Origin of the sequence: Wolbachia endosymbiont (group B) of Horisme vitalbata, from assembly GCF_964028625.1 — a bacterium.
GTDB lineage: Bacteria > Pseudomonadota > Alphaproteobacteria > Rickettsiales > Anaplasmataceae > Wolbachia.
Genome location: NZ_OZ034797.1, coordinates 484,312 through 499,136, shown reverse-complemented (window position 1 = coordinate 499,136; position 14,825 = coordinate 484,312). Strand labels below are relative to the sequence as shown.

Here is a 14,825-nt window from a genome sequence, read left to right as displayed (position 1 = left end):
CTACTTTATAGAATTGCCTTATAATACCTTAATTGCCTAACCCTAATTGCTCACATGCTTTGCTTAATTCAACTTCAGTTAAGCTAGTGAACTCTTCATCTGTAGACTTTCTATATGCTAGAAACTTATTCAATGAATCAGCATCTCTTTTTTCCAATATAGATCGTATGTAGCCTGCCTGTTTAGAACACATAAACTCTTTAACCTGATCAGAATTAGCTTTATTTAATAACGCCCATACTGGTTCCATACAGCCCTTTTCTACTAAAGGTGTTAATAAAACTGTACAGAAAAGAGGTGATTTATCCTCTAGTTCCTCTCTTATCACTAAAGCACGATGGCTATCAAATCCTTCCTTCATCCACATATGCATAAAAAGCTTTACACTTTCACTTACATAAGGCTCTGAATGTTTTTTGATTTCCATGTCTAACCAGATATTATAATCATCTTCTGGAACATCATTTGGCTTTAAACAATCAAATAATTCCTGAAATTTATCAAAGCGAAGTGCACCCTGTAGTGTATTCAAACTACCATAATAACCATTTTCAGCTAAGTCTCTTTTTAGAAGTTCTGGATATTTATCAGGACTTATTTGACTAAAACAAAACTCGAATATTTCAGGATAACTATTACAACGGTTCCCTGCTACATATACTGCTGTCTTCATCAAGATTTCATCCTTTTTCTGTTCACTCATCTCACTTTCAGGTAATGATTTTATTTTATTCCAAAAGAATTCCACTGCCTGCTCCTGCTTAAGGCTCACAGCACACTTAAGTCCATATTCATATGGATGACAGCCATCTAAATTTAATTTAGAGATATAACCGCTAATAAAATGTGACCAAAACTGCGCTAAAAGACCCGACCCGCAACACCTAACTAAGTGCTCATACTCCAATAGACTACTCTTACCTTGAGCTGATAATTCCTCTTTTCTTTCCTCAAACAAAGCAATAATATCTTCTTCTAGACAGCAACTACAGGCAATGGCATACTTATCAAAGAGATTACCTGAATCTGGCGCAATTAACTTTTTGCCTACGACTTGCCTATCAAGCTTAACTCCATGTAAATTGTCTACTTTTTTCCAACAATCCTCACTAGACAATACCTGTGCAAGAAAATTACGTCCTTTTTTGCCACTTTTTTGGTGCAGACGCCAATTTGCATAGCACCAGCGTTCAATTTGAAAAAGCTTAGATGCTCTATGGGGATCATCCTCTTTAATAGACGAAAACAAAACTTTTGGAATATCTGAACGCAACATAGCCACTACCTTAATTAATTAGATTATCAATTACATTTTAAGTATAGTATTCTATCTTTAAAACTTGTCAATCATTATTGTAGAAAATTTTCTAACCCAAAGTAGTTTTAGGCAAAAGTCTCTTAAGAAGGTCGGTACGGGATTTTTCTTTACCTTCAAATTCTGTTTTCATTATGAGTTTGCCTTAAATTCCTCCTTAAGAAAATTAGTATTAATCTAACAACGTATTTTACTAATAGCTTAAATAATATAGCCATTTTCAGTGCTCAAAACCAGGGACGGTGAGAACAATTTTTCTTGGAATCAGTTGGACTACCATGTGTACCATACGAACTTTTCTTTATAATAATTTTATTATACGCTAAAATCATCTACATTAGCTCACTTTTGCTAAATCTACGTACGAACTGGTTTGCCTAACTTTGTTGCAATAATTTTGCGTTTTTATTTTTGTGAAACACCCCTTTTACGTAAAAAGCTCTCATAAATATAAGTAATATTTTCGTGTTTTGGAAAAAGTAAACAATTGAATTGTTCTTGCTACTAGTTATTGCAATATTTTACCTAAAAATGTTCTTTCAAAAAATATTGCTTGTATAGTAGAATGTAGTAAAGATAGATAAGTGAATATTTTCAAAATCAATCAAGCTGAAAAACAATTGAAATAGATTTTTTATGGACAGAATTCTTTACGTTATTATAGTAGTACTAATCGAATAATGGTGTATATTTACAGGTAAATTCAAATTCTTTAGGTTTATCTGTCTTTTCTAAGTGAATATAAAGTTCTTTATTCTCTGTAACGTTATTCACACAGCAACAATTTTCAACTTCATACAGGTAATCCTTATGATGTGATTCCCAATTAAGTATTTGGCGTAGTGCTTTCACTTTAGCTTTCGATTCATTCTTTGCAATAACAAATACATTTTTATGCAACTCCGTAAATTTTTTACTATCGTAACCACCGAGGTTGACAAAATAAAGCTTTTCTTCAATGTGGGTAGGTTGTCTCGTTAAGGTAATATTATAATCTTCAGCACTTTCTAATATACCCCAAGCATCAATATGGAAACCTTTTCTTACACCCCACCATTTTGCTTTTACTTCTTCATAAGTATCTTCGATCTTTTCTGCTACTACAAAAAATATATCATGTAGCTCGATTAAAGAGGTTTCAGTTTTACCTCCAACATATATGACAAATATTTTCATGATAAATTCTCCCTACTTTTATTCTCTTTATCATACTAAGAACCTGTCTTGAAAGGTAATGAAGAAAAGAGTATGATGAGGTAAGCAAAAAATAGGAGGGTAAGTTGTATCCAAGTGATATAAGTGACAAGGAATGGGAAATTTTAGAGCCCTATGTTGCACAAGGAGCGATAGGACGACCAAGAAAACATAACATAAGAACAATTATTAATGCAATAAGGTACATAATGAGGGGTGGTTGCCAGTGGAGAATGCTACCAAAAGATTTTCCTCCATGGAAAACGGTGTATGACTATTTTCTCAGGTGGCGTAATAATGGAAAATTGAAAAAAATACATGACATGCTAGTAAAAGAGGTAAGAAAAATGGTTGGCAAAAATGAAACACCTTCAGTAGGTATAATTGACAGTCAATCAGTGAAAACGACTCAAAAAGGGGATCAAGAGGATATGATGCCGGTAAAAAAATAAAGGGTAGAAAACGTCATATTATTGTAGATACACTAGGTCTTGTAATTACTGCAGAAGTACACAGCGCAAGCATTCAGGACCGTGATGGTGCTACCAATCTTTTTGTTCAAGCTAAATGCAAAGCTCCAACATTACGTAGGTTTTTTGCTGATCAAGGGTATAAAGGTAAATTACAAAATCGATGTTTGTTGGAAACTGGATGTTTGCTAACGATTACCAAGAAATTGGTTGATACAGGATTTCAAGTTATTCCTAAACGTTGGATTGTAGAACGAACCTTTGCCTGGCTTTCCAATTTTAGACGCATGAGCAAGGATTACGAACATTCTCCTCTTACTTCAAAAAACAATATCTTATTTAATATGATTACTTCTATGCTTACTAAATTAGCCAATTAACTCCTTTCAAGACAGGTTCTAAGTCTGTCCATTAAAAAATCAACAAAAATTAAAAATCTCACCCTCATAATAACGCTTTAACCACTTACGAAGTGTAGGGCGAGAAATAACACATCTACAGCCCTGCATTCCTTACTTTCTGATATCAACCTAAATGAATTTTTTCTAATTTGTTCATACATGTATTTTAGCCTGTCTTGCAATTGAAACAATCTCTATGGAATCATACAATTTATCGCAAATTCCAGATTCCAGCATCATCTACTGTTTCCAAATAAACCATTGTCAGGCATACACCACTATGTACTTCTACAGACTATAATGCACCCCATAAACTAGACCAAAAAAAAATGGTTGATCCGAGTAGGAAGGTAAAGGGGTAAAAGTATAGCAACAAAAAAATATGAACCAGAGTTAAAAGCAAAGATAGCTTTGGAAGCAATAAAAAATCAAAAAAGCACATCTGAGATATGTAGTGAATATAAAATACCATCAACAAATCTATATGATTGGCGTGATAGAGTATTGGCAAGGTTAAAAGACCTATTTGTTGAAGAAAGTGAAAGTGCGAGAAAACAAAGAATCTTAGCGCAAGAAATAGAAAGTTTACATAAAGTAATAGGAGAATTGACAGTGGAAAATAGTTATTTGAAAAAAAAATTACTGAAATAAGCAAAAAAGATAGAGTAAGGTTTATAGAAAAAGATTCTGATCTATCAATTAGGAAACAGGCTGATTTACTGGGGATTTGCAGATCTAGCCTATATTATAGGCATATAATTAATAACGAAAGTGAAGTAGCAAATTTGATTCAAGAAGTATATTTGGCTTCTGATTGCCGTTATGGATATCGTAAAATTACTGCTGAAATCATAGCGAGTGGAGTAGTAGTCAATCACAAAAAAATCTTAAGAATTATGAAAAAAATGAAGATTAGTGGGCTGTATTGTAGAAAAAGATGTAATACAAGTATTAAAGAAAAAAAGCATAAAATATATCCTTATTTACTCAAAGATTTGATTATTTGTAGAGTTAATCAGGTATGGGCTACTGATATAACATATATTATGGTAGAAGGTAAGTTTGTCTATTTTGTGGCAATAATGGACTTGTATAGTCGCTATATTATTGCTCATTCATTATCACCATATCTCGATGCTGGATTTTGCCTTTATACTCTCAAAGAAGCTCTAAAACAAGGTAAACCTGAGATTTTTAATAGTGATCAAGGGGTGCAGTTTACTAGCTACAACTTTATTATGGAATTAGAGCGTGCTAATATTAAAATCAGTATGGACCATAAAGGACGTTGCTTCGACAATATATTTGTTGAGCGCTTATGGAGAACTTTAAAGCAAGAAGCTATATATTATTATAGACCAAATAGTATCAGAGATTTGAATCTTATAATAAACGATTTTGTTGCTTGGTATAACTATAGAAGGCGACATCAGACTCTACATTATAAAGTTCCTGCTGATCTTTATTATCATAAACAGTAAATGAATATATTGATAAATACTTTAAATGTGTGTCGACGTATTTATCAACATATTCATTTTAAAAATCGGATCACTTTGAAAAAAATGGTCTAGACAAATGGGTGCATTATACTTTGCACTTTTCGATTTCGTTTTGGGGGCTGTACATCCCTTGCTTTCGAGACTTGCAACAAAAACATTGCTATCGCAGCCTTTATCAGCAACTAAAGTAGTATTATAGACGTTTTCAGTTAATGTTGCTGCTGTGTGTAATCTCATTCCTTTGATCAACAGTTAGAGCAAACTTATAAGAGGATTTCCAAGTGCATCAATAAGTGCATGTATCTTAGTTATGAAACCACCTTTGTTTCGCCCTAAAGCTTCTTTCTCCTGGGAGTGTTTTGTATAGCCATACGCGTCAAGTTAAGGAAATACTGTCAAATATAGCAACATTTAAAGAGGGTATTTTATTTGTTACATTTATTTTTTAGGAAATTCTTGCCTAAAATAATGTAAATTATTAACTTAACTACTTAATATATAAAATAGTTTTTTGCCATTTTCTTCCCTCATTATGTCACTTTTCCTTAACTTGACGCGTATGGTTTTGTATAGCCAGCTGAACATTGGTGGATCAATTATAACAGTTTCTAAATCTGACCCTCGTTTTGCGTACTCCAATAAATTTTTCCAAATATCCCTTTCGCACCACCTCTTAAATCGTTTGTGTATACTTATGTAATTGCCATAGATTTTTGGCAAAAGCCTCCACTGTTTGTGCCATATGCCACACTGCTTCTATTTAAACGTTTTTCGTCTTTGCTATGTATTCCTTTCACGCTTTTTATGAACTCTAAAATTTGTTTCCAATTTCTTTCTTTTATATAATATTCCATTCGTAGTTTTTCCATTCTTATGCTCATTAGATTAAACTACCTCTTTTTTTTCTTTTCTCTCTTATTTTTTGTCCACAGAGCCTAGTGATGCTAGAATTTTTTTTGCGTAAGTTTCAGTTTCAAAACACACTACAAAATTTTTGGTTTAAATTTTTTTCAAACTATAAGTCCAACGTATATCAGTAAATAGAATAGACAATAATTAAAGTAACCTATATGATGAGAAAAAAACTTTTCTTGTTTCATTCTAGCTAATGTTAAAGGTGTATATTGATTTTTCATGTAAAATTTTAACCTTCACTCTTTTTTTTCATTTGCCACTTCTTGCAAAGGAAAAACCAGATATGTTTTACGATCAAAACAGTGGTTTGCAGCTACCACTACCTAATAATATGATTATAGGTGATAATAATAGTGCCCTGATAACTCATTACAAAAGTGATTCTCTCATAAAAGACTCAAGAAAAGTTGTCTCATTCGAAATTGATAAGTCTGATATCTACCACTATTACATAAGAGGAGATGTGCTAATTAGCAAGGGTGATGTTTCAGAAGAAACATGTTATAGTAGTTACCCAACATGTATGAATTACGAACGTCATGTTAACAGTACAGGAAAAGTGTTACCAGATAAAATATTGATAAATGGATATCACTTTATATATCTTCATGCAAGTGAAGGTGCAGCAGGTATTGCTTATGATACATATATATACAGAGGTATGATTGATGACAAGTGTGTTTTCTTTGACATTTACTCACATCAGGTAAATCCTTATAACTACTTAGATACTACTGGTGATGTATCTTCAGTACAAAATGCATACCGCTCTTTTAGTAATGATATTGAAACTGTAAATAATATTATAAGAAATGCTTCTACCGTCATTTTTTAACGCTTTTGTAAGCCATGACGAATCAAGATCAAGTTGACTCTGTGCAAATACCTTACAAACATTTCTTAAAGACTTTACAGTAAAGTTCATATCAGGTTTAAGATGTTTAAGTACCTGTGCAACTGCGTGAAAGAAACAATCTCCTTCAACAATAGCTTCCCCTATTGTAAAACCTTCTGGCAAATCTAAATCAATCGGTATTTGTTGATTACTAGATGGTAGTGTATCTTTTTTTTGCTCTCTTATTTAACTCAGATCGATTAACTGCTTGTTTAAAATAATTTACAGAACGCAATGTCTTTAACACAATACTCCCACATATTTATTACGTAAAATGTAACTTTATTATGAATAATAAAGATCTAACAAGGCAAGAGTTTTTTGCATGTTTTAGCATTTTATTATAGTTTGTGTTTTTAAAACTAAAGCCAGTGCTTGCAGAAACACTTCTGTTTTTTTACTGCAATGTACTCTTTGTATTTCTAAATAAATTAACACTCACTTAATCTCATATGTCATTAAAAATTTAAATAATATAGTCATTTCCAGCAACTAAAACCAGCAAGCGTGAGAAGTGTTTTTCTTGGAATGGGTTAGTCTACCACTAGATCTGTTGGAACTTTTCTTTATATCAATTTATCATCTTATTTCTCAAATTTTGTGAATATTCCTCTCATAAAATGAGATAGCTTACTGTAAAATTATCTTCTTAAGTTTTTGTTATTCACAGGTTCTAAAGCAACGCTATCAAATGAATACGCGGGCATCTCACTATTTATATTAATCATGCTCTTCGTTCTATCAGCAAGATCCTTAAATTGCATTGATATGTTCAATGGTAGATTCTGACTACCTTGAAGCAATTGTGTATTTAATGCATTTTCTTCAAATGTTATACTAAATGTTATACTAATATTTTCTAATTTTCTTTTTTTAGACTCGCTGAAATATGTAGATCTTTTCTGGTGTCCTTTATGTGATTGTAATCTTAAGTCTAAAGCTAAGGATTGTGCTCTAGGGTAACAAATGACTAGGGCATGATTGTTCAAAAGAGTATTGTGTAAGGAGTTCACATCAATTCCTTGCGCTAAAGAAGAACAATGATTAATAAGGCGGAAACTAATATTTGGGCAGCCAATTGTAATAGAAAGAGCATAAAGTAAAGGGCTTACATCACATTTATCCTCTAGATGTATATCAGCCCCTTTCTCTACAAGGTACTTAACACTACCTAAATGACCATGAATAACAGCAATATGTAAAGGAATTAAGCCTTCTCTATTCTTCTTATTTATATCAGCCCCTTTTGTAATAAGATAGTCAATAATATTTAAGTGATTACATGCGGTAGCAATGTGCAAAGGACACATACCTTCTCTACCCTGTTCATTTACATCAGCCCCCCCTCTTACAAGTTGTTCAATAAGATCTAAGCGACCATATATGGTAGCAAGGTACAAAGCACTCATACCTTCTTTGTTCAGTGGATCCACCATAGTGCTTCGCATTATAAGGGACTTAATATTATTTAAGCGATCATAAAAGCCATCAAAGCGGAAAAAATCCATACTAACTTTATCAGATTTATTTAAAATTATGCTAATCTCTTTCTCTATAAGATATTCAGCAATATCTAATCTATCATCTTCAGTACCATAGTACAAAAAACTCATAACATTTTTCTTACATAGATTTCCAGTAGACTGTTCCACTATATATTGAACAATATCTAATTTATCACTTTCAGTACCATAGCACAAAGGGCTCATATCATTTTCGTCCTTTAGATTTATATCAGCCCCGCGTGTAATAAGACATTTAGCAATATCTAAAAAACCATTTTTAATAGCATAGTGCAAAGGGCACATACCATTTCTATCATGCAGATTTACACTAGCTCCTTTTTCGATAAAATATTGAACAATGTCTAAACGACCCTCTTGAGCAGCAAAATGCAAGGGCCCTGCAGTTTCATCCTGTAGATTTACATCAGCCCCTTTTTCTACAAGATATTTAACAAGATCTATATTACCACTGATAACAGCATAGTGTAAAGGAGTACCACCCTCTCCACTTAACTTATCAACCTTCCAATATTTATTGTCAATAATAAGCACTTGATCAGTGGAAGTAACTTCTCTCAGGCTCTTATTGTTTGCAGGTTCTACAGCAATGGTGTTAAGCGGAGATATAGGCATCCTATGATTACTACTGCACTTAAGAACATAATGTTCCAGTTTATTCTTCAGCTCAATTAGTGATTCTTTCGAGTCAAATGGTAGTAGATGATCTACAGTATCTTGAGGCAACTGTATAGATGTTACACTTGTATCTTCTAATTTTCTTTTTTTACATTCGCTTAAGTACATAGATTCCTTTTGGCTTCTTTTATGTGATTGTACTTCTGAGTGTGAAGCTGAATACGCTGGTACTTCAAAGTGGCTAATAACACTTGGATAACCAATAGCATAATGGCACAAAAGATCCTTGTATTTTGGATTCACATTAGCTCCTTGTTTTAAAGAAAGAAGGTGCTCATCGATGTTATAGTAACCAAACTCATCAGCATAGCCTAAAGAAATATTATTATCTCGTGGATTCATAACAGCCCCTTTCCATGTAAGGTAATTAACGATACTTGATTGACCATGTGTGATAGCAAAGTGCAAAGGACTCATATAATTTTTGTCCTGTAGATTAACATCAGCCCCTTTCTCTACAAGATATTTAACGATCTCTAAGTGACCATGTGTGATAGCAAAGTGCAAAGGACTTATGCCATTTTTATCTTGTAGATCCACACCGGCTCCTTTTTCTACAAGATATTTAACGATCCCTAAGTGACCATATATGACAGCAAAGTGCAAAGAACTCATATAATTTTTGTCCTGTAGATTAACATCAGCCCCTTTCTCTACAAGATATTTAACAATACCTGAGTAACCATATAATGCAGCAAAGTGTAAAGGACTTATGCCATCTTTGTTCCTTAGCTCTATTATAGCCCGTTGTGTTATGAGATATTCAACACTATCTAAGTGACCATGTATGACAGCAAAGTGCAAAGAATTCATGCCATTTTTATCTTGTAGATTCACATCAGCCCCTTTCTCTACAAGATATTTAACAATACCTGAGTAACCATATAATGCAGCAAAGTGTAAAGGACTTATGCCATCTTTGTTCCTTAGCTCTATTATAGCCCGTTGTGTTATGAGATATTCAACACTATCTAAGTGACCATGTATGACAGCAAAGTGCAAAGGACTTATGCCATTTTTATCTTGTAGATTAACATCAGCCCCTTTCTCTACAAGGTAGTCAACAATGTTTAACCTACCATTTTTAGCAGCAAAGTGCAAAGGACTTATGCCATTTTTATCTTGTAGATTTACCTTAGCCCCTTTCCCTACAAAGTAGTCAATAATATCTAAGTGACTATATATGACGGCAAAGTGCAAAGGACTTATGCCATTTTTATCTTGTAGATTCACATCAGCCCCTTTCTCTACAAGGCATTTAACAATACCTGAGTCACCATATAATGCAGCAGAGTGTAAAGGACTCATGCCATCTTTGTTCCTTGGCTCTATTATAACCCCTTGTATTATGAGATATTGAACAATATCTAAGTGACCATATATGACAGCAAAGTGCAAAGGACTCATATAATTTTTGTCCTGTAGATTCACATCAGCCCCTTTCCCTACAAGGCATTCAACAATGTTTAACCTACCATCTTTAGCAGCAAAGTGCAAAGGACTTATGCCATTTTTATCTTGTAGATTCACATCAGCCCCTTTCTCTACAAGGCATTTAACAATACCTGAGTCACCATATAATGCAGCAGAGTGTAAAGGACTCATGCCATCTTTGTTCCTTGGCTCTATTATAGCCCCTTGTATTATGAGATATTCAACAACATCTAAGTAACCATACACAGTAGCAAAGTGCAAAGGACTCATGTCATTTTCATCTTTTAGATTAACATCAGCCCCTTTCCTTATAAGGCATTCAACAATGTTTAACCTACCATCTTTAGCAGCAAAGTGCAAAGGACCCATGCCACTTCTATTTTGTAGATTTATCTTAGCCCTTTTTTCTGCAAGGTATTCAACGATATTTGAGTGATCACTGTCAACAGCATAGTGTAAAGGACTCATACCATCTTCGTCTTGTGAATTCACATCAGCCCCTTTTCCTACAAAGTAGTCAACAATATCTAAGTGACCATTTTCAACAGCAAAGTGCAAAGGACTCACATAATCTTTGTCCTTTAGATTCACATTAACCCCTTTCTCTACAAGGTATTCAATGATACTTAACTTATTAGCTTCAATGGCATTGTATAAAATAGTAGTATTATTATCATATATCCAATTAAGCTTGAAATATTCGTTATCAGTAAAATACTTAAATATTTCTACTTGACCATATAAAGCAGCTATATGTAAAGGGGTAGAATTATCATTTGTCCTCAATTTGGCCCCCTTTTTTATAAGATATTTAACTATCTCTAAGTGACCATACATGATAGCAAGGTCTAAAGGGGTATCTTTCCGTTTATCAGCAATGTTAACAATTTCACTTAATTTCTTTGAATCTATACTATTTAATATATCTCTAATAACTTCTTCATTACCATCCTCGGCTAGCAAATGTAAGATATTACTCCCATCATAATCAGATTCAATAAATTTATTAACTAAACTGCTATATTTACTTGCATAATTCCAAACAGATACAATGTGGCTTACGTTTGTAATGCCATTATCCACCAGCGATACCATAATTTTTCTTAAAGTTTCTTCTTCTTTTTCCTCTTTCTTTTGCTCTGATCTTATCATTCTTTGTTTTTCTTCATGAATTTTTGCAATCCCTTCTTTTAATTCAATCACTGAGAACTTATTAAGTAGATTAAGTGCATTTGAAATCTTTAGCTGATCTTCTGTTGATTTCCCCTGGAAAAAAATTTCTTTTGTATCAACTTGATTAGGGTCTAGATAAGCCATGGATGTTAAAATAGTATATGCTTGCCACCCAATATTTTCCTCTTTTTTTATTTCATCAATGTTGATCTTTAAAACTTTGAATAATTTTTTATTTATACCTTGTACCTCCAAAAGATCAGGCTTTGATTGTTGTGTTACTTTACATTGTTCTAGATATTTGCTAATACTAAGCCCTTTTTGTTTGATATATGTTGTTGCTTCTGTCAAACCCAATGGAAAACAATCCAATTCTTCTACTAACTTTACTATAGAGCCATTCTCTGGGTCATCTTTTCCATCTTTATTTAAGTATCTTCGAACAAATTCTTCACCTTGTCCTAAAGTAAAACCACTCAACTTTATTTCTCCTATCTCTTCTTTCCAACCCGTGTTACGAGAAGTAATTAAAATGAAAGGCTTTTCTTTGTTAGTAGGAAAAGGGAAACTGGATGGTAAAAATTTTTCAATCTCTTTATAATGATTGGAGTTATCAAAAACAAAAAAACTTTTTGTATCTTGAAGATACTTATATGTATCCTCGACAATAGATTCAATTCTTCTCTTTTTTCCACCTTTTATAGAAATTTTTAACTCTTTAGCTAAATCACAAAATGAACTTGAAAGCTTGCTATGTGATGAAGCATCCATCCACATAATCTTTGCCCAAGTACCCTTACGCCTTTCACTAAACCCATAACCTCTAGCAAGTTCGCTTTTCCCCACTCCAGACTTGCCACTAATTAAGACCATTCGTGACATTTCTACTTCTTGACTTTTACTGTGTAACCTTGTGGTTAGTTCTTCCAACACCTCTTTTCTTTTTATGAAGACTTTTGGTATCTTGTCAAAATTAAAGGAAAATTGACAGGTATTTTCATCTTGTCTTCTAAGATGTTCTTTTACATTTTCTATGTCTTTCCTTTGCACATAATCTTCTTCATTAATCTCTTTTAGTATATCAATGGCTAATTTTTCCTTCTTTTCCTTATCAAAAAGATATACATATTCTTTTTTAGGTGGTTCACTGAGTACATATTTTTGTTCTACCTCCTCCCACCTTTCTAATTCCCATGCAAAGGGAAGCCGATAACCATACATTTCAACACAGCTATATTCCTCTGAATTATATTGATAATAGTTAACAGTTTGATCCTCTTCTTTCCTTATTCCTACATTCTCATATAGTTGTGAAGTTATTAAAGCTACATTTCTTTCCTTATCTAGTACTGTATATACCTTTTTTGATTTACCTAAAGCAACACCTTCAGTTATATAAGCAACGGAAAGTTCTTCTTTCTTCTTAACAACTGAAAAGTAATTTATTATTCTATATACAGCATCTATTGCTAATTTCTTAACTTCCCTACTACAAAGACGTTGATTATCAAACATAACCTTAGTCAATTGTTCCTCAAAACTTTGGAAAATTTCCAAGCCAGCATCTACTAAAATTTTTCTTGTTTCACTTTTGCAGTGAGGCTCAATTATTGCAGAAATCTTTTTTGATGTTGCCTTATGCTGTCTTTCTGTAGTACAACGAGCCAAAAACTCATTAATTTTAATCAAACCTAATTTAAGTGGAGTTGGTGGAATAGTATAATTCACAATAGAATTGATGGTGGCTGAAGTTTTGCCTCCTTTCCGTATATTTGAATCTGGTTCTGCCTCTTTAGAATATTGAGATAATTCTTTCTCGAATCTTGTAATAAAAGTCTTAACAAAAAGAGCTGCTCCTTCTATTATTTTGTTATCATCGGAATCTGATTCGTATTCAAGCTCACTAATGTATTCATCTACATAATCACCTCCTATTGCTTCTGATGAAGGTCCTGCTACTCCTACTACTCCTATTGTTGACTCAGCAGGCAATACCCCTACAATCAACTATGTTTTTTAAAAATTTTTTTATTTGTGTAATTTTGCAAATTATATGGGTAATAAAAACCCGCTTGTCATAGAAATAGGATCCTATATCAAACAGCTACCACAGCAATTTTTACTTAAGCCAATGAATATGTGAATAAGTACTTTAAGTCTGTGTGAACGTACTTATTCACAATATTCATTTCAGTTACTGCTGTGTAAATTTTTAAATATGCAAATTAAATTCTTCTTTAAGTCTTGTATTAGCAATTACTATAATTTTGCGCATTAGTGCTGTTATAGCCACCATCTTCTTCTTACCACTTTCAACAAGCTTAGAATAAAATGCACCAAGTACAGATTTGGACTTTGCGGCAGCCATAGCAGCTGTAAAGAGCTTTGAACGAACGTTACTTCTACCACCTGTAATCCTTCGGTAACCAACAGCTTTACCACTTTCTTTTGGATGCGGTGCAACTCCGGCAAGACTTGCTACTTCTTTTCTGTTTAAGTAACCAAGCTCTGGCATTAAACACAAAAAATCTTGTGATAACTTTTTACCTATTCCAGGAACTGTTTTAAGGATTTTTTGGCGTTGTTGTAATTCGCAGCTTTCATCAATAATCTTTTGTATGGTATTATTGAGTTCGTTTATTTGACTATTGAAAAACTCAATGGTCTTTTGACAGCTTTCTTTTATATGATCATTTTCCGGTGCCTCTAGTCTGCATTTTTCTTGAGCTCTCATTTGCGTAATGTCATCACGACGTTGACAAAGTGCAGTCAAGGTTGATTGTTCTGTAGAGGTAGGTACAAATAAAGAGAGAGTTCTATGGCGTTCAAATCCATATTGAGCAAGAGCTCTTGCATCTGATCTATCAGACTTTGCTAAAGTTCCGTGAGATAAAATAAAGCTTTTTACTTTACGAGTATTAGCTCGATGCACAGCAATATTTTTGTCGGTAAGAAAATGTGATAAGCCAAGTTCATATTTCCCTGTATTTTCTAAAGTCACTAAAGAATTAGGTAGAATATCTGAAAACTCTTGAAACAATTGTTGCCAACCAGAAGCATTATTATCAAATTCGACAGCATTCTTCTGTTTGTGAATTGCGACGACATTTTTAAATTTTCCGATATCAATGCCAATAAAATTTTGATAAGATGTAACCATAATAAACCTCGATAGTTTTAGTGAATTTAAGATTGTAAGCGGGTGCATATATATGTCCCAAACAACTATTCAAACGTATCGAGAGATAGGGCTAGTGTACCTTGATACCGACGGTTGTAATACCAATTTCTTCTCGGTTGCACATGCCCGTGATAGCCCTATTCC

Annotated in this window: 8 protein-coding genes; 3 read left to right on the top strand and 5 right to left on the bottom strand. The window is 33.1% G+C overall.

Going from position 1 to position 14,825, the window contains the following annotated elements; translation table 11 throughout:
* Positions 1–28: 28 nt before the first annotated feature.
* Together ABWU56_RS02490 and ABWU56_RS02485 are read right to left on the bottom strand one after the other, a co-directional pair.
* Positions 29–1,276 (bottom strand): hypothetical protein, encoded by a 1,248-nt coding sequence (locus ABWU56_RS02490; RefSeq protein WP_264686030.1) that lies wholly within the window; start codon positions 1,274–1,276, stop codon positions 29–31.
* Positions 1,277–1,984: 708 nt separating this feature from the next.
* Positions 1,985–2,491 carry a DUF1543 domain-containing protein gene (locus ABWU56_RS02485; RefSeq protein ID WP_353281772.1) on the bottom strand — a complete coding sequence of 169 codons (507 nt, stop codon included), beginning with the start codon at positions 2,489–2,491 and terminating at the stop codon, positions 1,985–1,987.
* A gap of 104 nt (positions 2,492–2,595) precedes the next feature.
* Here ABWU56_RS02485 and ABWU56_RS02480 point away from each other — a divergent pair.
* Positions 2,596–3,359, top strand: a protein-coding gene (locus ABWU56_RS02480; RefSeq protein WP_353281091.1) for an IS5 family transposase whose coding sequence is annotated in 2 segments (ribosomal slippage) — positions 2,596–2,950 and positions 2,950–3,359 — 765 coding nt in all. Because the reading frame shifts where the segments join, the coding sequence is not laid out codon by codon here.
* 387 nt (positions 3,360–3,746) lie between these two features.
* Positions 3,747–4,861, top strand: a protein-coding gene (locus ABWU56_RS02475; RefSeq protein WP_353281952.1) for an IS3-like element ISWpi17 family transposase whose coding sequence is annotated in 2 segments (ribosomal slippage) — positions 3,747–4,020 and positions 4,020–4,861 — 1,116 coding nt in all. Because the reading frame shifts where the segments join, the coding sequence is not laid out codon by codon here.
* A gap of 713 nt (positions 4,862–5,574) precedes the next feature.
* Here the strand turns inward: ABWU56_RS02475 and ABWU56_RS02470 are convergent.
* Entirely contained in the window at positions 5,575–5,751 is a 177-nt protein-coding gene (locus ABWU56_RS02470; protein WP_264730467.1) for a hypothetical protein, read from the bottom strand.
* Positions 5,752–6,080: 329 nt separating this feature from the next.
* On the opposite strand from ABWU56_RS02470, the gene ABWU56_RS02465 reads away from it, so the two are divergent.
* Complete coding sequence (locus tag ABWU56_RS02465; protein ID WP_264730465.1) at positions 6,081–6,632, top strand: hypothetical protein; 552 nt, start codon at positions 6,081–6,083, stop codon at positions 6,630–6,632.
* Between the two features lie 701 nt (positions 6,633–7,333).
* Here ABWU56_RS02465 and ABWU56_RS02460 read toward each other — a convergent pair.
* Positions 7,334–13,507 (bottom strand): ankyrin repeat domain-containing protein, encoded by a 6,174-nt coding sequence (locus tag ABWU56_RS02460; RefSeq protein ID WP_353281769.1) that lies wholly within the window; start codon positions 13,505–13,507, stop codon positions 7,334–7,336.
* Positions 13,508–13,712: 205 nt separating this feature from the next.
* Complete coding sequence (locus ABWU56_RS02455) at positions 13,713–14,660, bottom strand: IS110 family transposase (protein ID WP_253307293.1); 948 nt, start codon at positions 14,658–14,660, stop codon at positions 13,713–13,715.
* Positions 14,661–14,825 lie beyond the last annotated feature (165 nt).

Bases quoted from the DNA above. Each gene is read 5' to 3' on its own strand.
- ABWU56_RS02490 (WP_264686030.1), bottom strand. From the start codon at position 1,276: ATGTTGCGTTCAGATATTCCAAAAGTTTTGTTTTCGTCTATTAAAGAG.
- ABWU56_RS02470 (WP_264730467.1), bottom strand. From the start codon at position 5,751: ATGGAAAAACTACGAATGGAATATTATATAAAAGAAAGAAATTGGAAA.
- ABWU56_RS02465 (WP_264730465.1), top strand. From the start codon at position 6,081: ATGTTTTACGATCAAAACAGTGGTTTGCAGCTACCACTACCTAATAAT.
- ABWU56_RS02485 (WP_353281772.1), bottom strand. From the start codon at position 2,491: ATGAAAATATTTGTCATATATGTTGGAGGTAAAACTGAAACCTCTTTA.
- ABWU56_RS02455 (WP_253307293.1), bottom strand. From the start codon at position 14,660: ATGGTTACATCTTATCAAAATTTTATTGGCATTGATATCGGAAAATTT.